Annotated in this window: 3 protein-coding genes and 1 pseudogene; all 4 read right to left on the bottom strand. The window is 39.9% G+C overall.

Annotation, left to right across the window (positions count from 1 at the left end):
• Positions 1-283: 283 nt before the first annotated feature.
• The gene (locus AAGC65_RS23945) at positions 284-1,717 is read right to left on the bottom strand and encodes a glycoside hydrolase family 125 protein (RefSeq protein WP_343114988.1); all 1,434 of its coding nucleotides are present in this window, start codon (positions 1,715-1,717) and stop codon (positions 284-286) included.
• A gap of 611 nt (positions 1,718-2,328) precedes the next feature.
• Entirely contained in the window at positions 2,329-4,065 is a 1,737-nt protein-coding gene (locus AAGC65_RS23950; protein WP_343114989.1) for a phospho-sugar mutase, read from the bottom strand.
• Positions 4,066-4,260: 195 nt separating this feature from the next.
• Entirely contained in the window at positions 4,261-5,505 is a 1,245-nt protein-coding gene (locus AAGC65_RS23955) for an aminotransferase class I/II-fold pyridoxal phosphate-dependent enzyme (RefSeq protein WP_343114990.1), read from the bottom strand.
• 254 nt (positions 5,506-5,759) lie between these two features.
• Positions 5,760-6,724: pseudogene (locus AAGC65_RS23960) on the bottom strand (cell division protein FtsZ); the annotation flags it as partial.

Below are 6,724 nucleotides of genomic sequence, written 5' to 3' on the forward strand. Positions count from 1 at the left end.
TTTATTGTTTTAATTTAAGCTAATCTAAAATGTTTTTTTTTAATTAAAAATTTTTAAAAGGAAAAAATACTGCCTTAAAAGTGCTTTTTTTCCACATTTTAGAGCATTTTATACTGTTTGCTTATAATTATACAATATTAAATTCTAATACAAAATTTAAATAAGTTTACCCATAACATAATATACCTCAATTATATTAAAAGATAATTGAGGTATATTATTTAATAAGATTTAAAGCAACAGAACAATGATATTTAATACAATTATTATATATAAATATCTATTAAATTTCTTTTTGCAATATATCCGGATAGTGCTGATGCGTTTTGATGATGAGTTCACCAAACAAAGTATTAGCCCAGGCAAACCATTTACGGGTAAAATCGGCAGGGTTATCTTTATTAAACGATTCGTGCATAAAGCCTGTACCAGCATGAGTGGTTTTCAATAATCTTAAACATTCAGTAATTTCTTCTTTGTTGTTTGATGTTAAACCACGCATAATAATAGCCATTGGCCATATGTATCCTATACCCACGTGCGGGCCTCCTATACCTTCGGCTGCCTTACCTTTAAAGAAATAAGGATTGCTTAAACTCAATACAAATCGCCTCGTGTTCTGATATAAAGGATCGGTTACCGGCAATGAATCCAGATAAGGTAAAGCCAGCAGGCTGGGTACGTTTGAGTCGTCCATGAAAAGCTGGTTACCGTAACCATCTACTTCAAAGGCTAATATTTTACCAAACTCGGGATGTTGTGCTACCGCGTATTTTTTCAGCGCGGCATCAACCTCAGCAGCCAAAGCCCTGCAAGCTGCAGCTGTAGTGCTATCATTACCGATCGTGGCATACATCTCTGCCATTTGGTTTAAACTGGTTACCGCAAAATAGTTTGACGGTATCAGGAAAGGATATATCGTAGCATCATCAGACGGACGGAAGATAGAGCAGATCAAACCTACAGGCTTAACCGGATTACCGTAACCTTTGTTCGGCGCGGTATCGCTGGCTACCTGAGTTTTACGCTGAAAGTAATAAGGTCCTTTACCTTCCTTACGCTGTTGCTCTTTAAATGTATTCAGGATGGTTTTACCGGCCTTTTGCCAATTCTCATCAAAAAAGCTGGTATCGCCGCTTATTTTCCAATAATTGTAAGCCAATCTTACAGGGTAGCATAGAGAATCTACCTCCCATTTACGCTCATGCAACTCGGGTTTCATTACAGTATGGTCGGTATCCCATTCGCTGCCTGTTGGGCCCTGGTTAAAGGCATTAGCATAAGGGTCTATCAACACACATTTAGCCTGGCGGCTCAAAACTCCCTGAACAAGCTTTTTAAGGGCCGGGTCGGTTTTAATGAGTGGAAGGTAAGGCCAAACCTGCGCGGATGAATCGCGCATCCACATGGCGTTAATATCACCGGTTATTACAAACGTGTCTGGCTTGCCTCCGGCTTCAGAATAATTAACGGTAGTATCAAGTGTATTTGGATAACAGTTTTCAAACAACCAGGCCAGTTCAGGATCTTTAATATCCTTTTTAACCTTTTGTATAATGGCCTCAACCGCCTTGCTCGTAAATTTCCTATCAGCCAGTTTTGGCCTTTGGCTTTCAAATGCCGGCAAAGTACTGGCAAATAATGATGGGGTAAGCCCAAGGCTCAGTCCCGCGGTTGCAATCCCGTTTAACTTTATAAAGTGTCTTCTGGTAAGCATACAGATTTTTTAATGGTAGCTGTAAAAATATAAAAGCCTTTGGTTATCCGAAAGATATTCCTTTTTTATTTTAAAAGGTTTTAGCAGTAAATTTTTAACATTTTTGCTAAAATATCAACCTGAGTAAATGTTAAATAATGACGTTCAAAGGCTTAAAATGGCCATTGTTTACAACATTTATAAAATTATCCAGGCTGTTTTTCACACAATAATGCATGGTATTTCACACCTATATACAAACCATCACAATTTGACGTACAAGCTCCTGTAAGCAAGCTATTTATAAATCGATATTCCTAAATTAGTTACAACATTTTAATAAACCTAAGCTATGATAGCTAAATTGAACCTTGCATCACATCTGAGTAGCTTGTATTCACAATTTGTTTTGATGTGTATATTAATTTTAGGCATTTTTATACTCGCAATTGTTTACCTTATCGAGTTTTTTACCAAAAGCTCAAAACCAACTGATCCTAACTTTATCGGAAAATCGGGTTATTATCACTAATCCCTCATCAGGGCTTAATATTAAAACAAACTCATCATCATAAAATAAAAAAGGCAGTATAATATTTATACTGCCTTTTCATTTTATTTAATTGGGAACCTTAAACTCCCAGATCTTGCATAATAGCATCAATTTTTGCATCAAGCTGCGCATCCGTTTCATGATAAGCCTCTTTACTGGTTAGCTTGCCATTTACGCTGCAATAAAACTTAATTTTAGGCTCGGTACCTGACGGGCGGGCCGAAATGATGCTGCCATCCTCAGTGATAAACTGAAGCACGTCTGATTTTGGCAATTCTATTGCTTTAGTAGTATTGGTGTTCAGATCGGTTTCTACTCCTTTTTCATAATCTTTCAAAGTAATCACCTTTGAGCCACCCAGTGTAGCAGGAGGATTATTTCTGAATTTCTCCATCATAGCAACAATCTCTTCAGCGCCGGTTTTTCCTTTTTTAGTTATTGAGATCAGTTTTTCTTTAAAGAAACCGTATTGTATATAAGTATCAATAAGTGCCTCAAACAAACTGGTGCCTTTATCTTTATAATAAGCGGTCATTTCGGCAATAAACGCGCTTGATACAATAGCGTCTTTATCGCGTACCAGCTCACCGATCAGATAACCGTAACTCTCCTCACCTCCGCCAATAAAGGTTTGCTTACCCTGTAGCTGGGTCATCAGCTCGCCTATATATTTAAAGCCGGTAAGGGTATTGTAATAAGTAACATTTTTAGCTTTGGCTATTTGCTCAATCAGGTTAGAGGTTACAATGGTTTTAACAATGTATTCATTACCTGTTAATTTACCTTTTTCCTCCCAGGCAGTAAGCAGATAGCCAATCAGCAAGCTACCGGTTTGGTTACCGTTAAACAGGATAAATTCCCCATCGGTATTTTTAACGGCAATACCTACACGGTCGGCATCCGGGTCAGTAGCCAATACCAGATCGGCATCGGTTTCACGAGCTTTTTTAAGGGCCAGAGTCAATGCTTCTTTTTCTTCCGGGTTTGGATATATTACGGTAGGAAAATTGCCATCCGGTGTGGTTTGCTCATCAACCAGGATCACGTTCTCAAAACCAAAAAGCTCCAGGGCCTTTGGTGTAAGGGTGATACCGGTACCGTGAATGGGCGAGTAAACAATTTTCAGATCTTTCTGACGCTTAATAGCCTCCGGCGATACAGAAAGCTTAACCATTTCTGAAAGGTACAGCTCATCAATATCTTTACCTATTACTTCAATATTTTCATCAACGCGGTTAAATTTAACCTCGTCAATGCTCGTTATAGCTGCAACTTCGTCCATTACGGCTTTGTCATGCGGTGCCACAAACTGGCCTCCATCTTCACCGTAAGCTTTATAACCGTTATATTCTTTAGGGTTGTGAGATGCAGTAAGCATTACACCACTTTTACAACCCAGGTGGCGCACAGCAAATGAAAGCTCAGGTGTAGGGCGCAGCTCTTCAAAATAGTATACATGAATACCATTAGCCGAAAAAACCTCGGCTGTGGTGGTAGCAAAAAAGTCGGCATTATTGCGGCTGTCATGAGCTATGGCCACCTTGATCTTTTCGCCAGGATATGTTTTTTTCAGATAGTTGGCCAAACCTTGGGTAGCAGCGCCAATGGTGTATTTGTTAATACGGTTTGAACCCGGCCCCATGATACCGCGAAGACCACCGGTTCCGAATTCCAGGTCTCTATAAAAAGAATCTGTTAACTCGGTGTAAGCCTTATCATCAAGTAATTTTTGAATTTGCTGTTTAACATCAGCATCGTAGTTTCCTTGAAGCCATGTATTCACTTTTTGTAGAACGGAGGGGTCTAATTCTTGCATGTGTATGTTATTAATGGGTAAATTGTTGTAATAAGTTTGATAACAAATATGGCAATAAAAAGTGTGGACACAATTAAACAATAAAATATTCTGTGGTGTTTTTTAAATATTTAACTGTTATACATGATTATTAGCCCATAAAAGAAAAGGCTCCGGTTTACCGGAGCCTTTTCTTTATATAGTACTGACTGGCAATTAAGCAATTTCCAGTTTGTTCTCTTTATAATAACCAGATTTTAGTTTTTCGGCCATTTCAGTGTAGGCATCAAGGGTACGCTGTACATCCTCTAAAGAGTGTGTAGCTGTTGGAATGATGCGCAACACGATCAATCCTTTAGGGATAACCGGGTATATCACTATAGAGCAGAATATGCCATAGTTTTCGCGCAGATCACGCGTAAGACTGGTAGCCTCAAACAGATCTCCTTTTAAAAATACCGGGGTAACCATTGTATTGCTGGCACCCAGATCAAAACCACGCTCCCTTAATCCATTTTGAAGAGTTGTAGCTATCAGCCACAATTTTTCGCGCAGCTCAGGGCTTGATTTTAACAGTTCAAAGCGTTTTTTCAAGCCCATAACCATTGGCATAGGCAGCGCCTTGGCAAATGTTTGCGAACGCATATTATAACGCAGGAAATGAATGATCTGCTCATCAGCGGCTACAAACGCACCAATACCTGCCATTGATTTGGCAAAGGTTCCGAAATATACATCAACACCATCAACACAATCCTGCTCTTCGTGCGTACCTGCTCCTGTTTTACCCATAGTACCAAACCCATGCGCGTCATCAACCAATAAACGGAAATCAAATTTCTTTTTCAGCTCAACAATCTCTTTCAGCTTGCCTTGTACACCCGACATACCAAAAACTCCCTCGGTGATCAATAATATACCACCGCCGGTTTGTTCGGCCAAGCGGGTTGCACGCTCCAGCTGTTTTTCGCAGCTTTCAATATCGTTGTGCTGGTAAACAAAGCGTTTACCCATATGCAAACGCACACCATCAATAATACAGGCGTGTGATTCAGCATCGTAAACTATAACATCATTCCTGTCAACCAGGGAATCAATGATAGATACCATACCCTGGTAGCCGTAATTCAATAAAAAAGCGGATTGTTTGCCTACAAAAGCAGCCAGATCATTCTCTAATTCCTCGTGGTGGATAGAATTTCCAGACATCATACGCGCACCCATAGGGTAAGCCATTCCATAATCAGCGGCGGCTTGCGCGTCGGCCTTTCTCACCTCAGGATGATTGGCTAAACCTAAATAATTGTTTAAGCTCCAAACCAAATGTTCTTTGCCATTAAACTGCATGTGCGGCCCAATCTCTCCCTCCAGTTTAGGAAATGAAAAATAACCGTGCGACCATTTTTGGTGCTGACCGATAGGGCCGCCCAAACTTTTTGTTATTTTATCAAATAAATCCAAAATAGTATGCTTTTGTAGATAGTTTTTTAAAACACAAATATAGCCGTTTTAATAGCTTGCAACAATAGCTATAACTTTTTAGAATAGGTTATAACTTGGGGAAAAGAATCAAGAGGTTAGAGTTAAGAATCAGGACTTGAAAAATTGGATATTCCTTAAAACAGGAAAGGTATCTAAGAATTATTCCTACGATACCTTTCCTGTTTTAATTATAGCGGTCTTGTGTCTTGACTCTAACCTCTTGACTCTATTTTTCAATCCGCATTATCATGCAAAAAAGAATTGTTTTTGCGGATCTCGGTATTACCTTCGCTGTCCGGCATCAGGCTAAATCTTGATATCTGGCTTTCGTCTGATTGTGGGGTTTCCTGAAGCGCGATCTCTTTGCGTTTGTAAGCAGGTACATTTTCCAACTCCTGGATGTTACCGCTACGCAGTTTCATACTCAGGTCTTTCAAACGCATAATACGCTCACGCGATTTTTTTAGCTGCTCCTCAATTGATTCATTTGTTTTATGATCATCAGCACCAACTACAGGTTCTGGTTCAGGGACAGGTACAGGAGCCGGTGGCTCAGGCATTCTCCGCTCTTCCCTTGCAACAGGAGCTGTATATGATTCCGGCTCGCTCATTTTAAAGGTAAAGCCAGCGGTATCAGATTCGCTTTCTTCTTCAGCAGCTTCTTCTTCCAGGTTATACCTAAACACCACTTCTTCTTTTTCTTCAGAACGGGCGGCAAACATATCAAACAAGCCGGTTTGTTTTGGCTCATCTTTCTGTTTCATATAAGGTTCAGTAGCAGCGGCGGTAGTGGCAGCAGCAGCTTTTACCGGGTTAATAAATTCATTAACCGGTTTTACCAAAGGCTTAACCTCAGGCTCAAGCATAGAAATGATCTTTTTGTTGCTGTTCTCTTTTTCGCGCTCATCTTTGGTTTGGAAACCGGTAGCAATGATCGTTACTGACAATTGCTCGCCCAGGTTATCATCCACACAGTTACCCCATATCAGATCAGCAGCCAAACCGGCTTCTTCCTGTATATAATCGGTAATGATGCTCACCTCATCCATCGTAACCTCTTTAAGGCCCGAGCTGATGTTAAGCAGGATATACCTTGCACCTTCAATTTCATTATCTTTTAACAGTGGCGATGATAAAGCACCTTCTACCGCTTTCAATGCACGATTTTCACCTTCGGCTGTTGAACTTCCCATGATAG

Origin of the sequence: Mucilaginibacter sp., from assembly GCF_039207105.1 — a bacterium.
Classification (GTDB): Bacteria; Bacteroidota; Bacteroidia; order Sphingobacteriales; family Sphingobacteriaceae; genus Mucilaginibacter.

Coding starts and splice junctions, on each gene's coding strand:
- AAGC65_RS23945 (WP_343114988.1), bottom strand. CDS start 1,717: ATGCTTACCAGAAGACACTTTATAAAGTTAAACGGGATTGCAACCGCG.
- AAGC65_RS23950 (WP_343114989.1), bottom strand. CDS start 4,065: ATGCAAGAATTAGACCCCTCCGTTCTACAAAAAGTGAATACATGGCTT.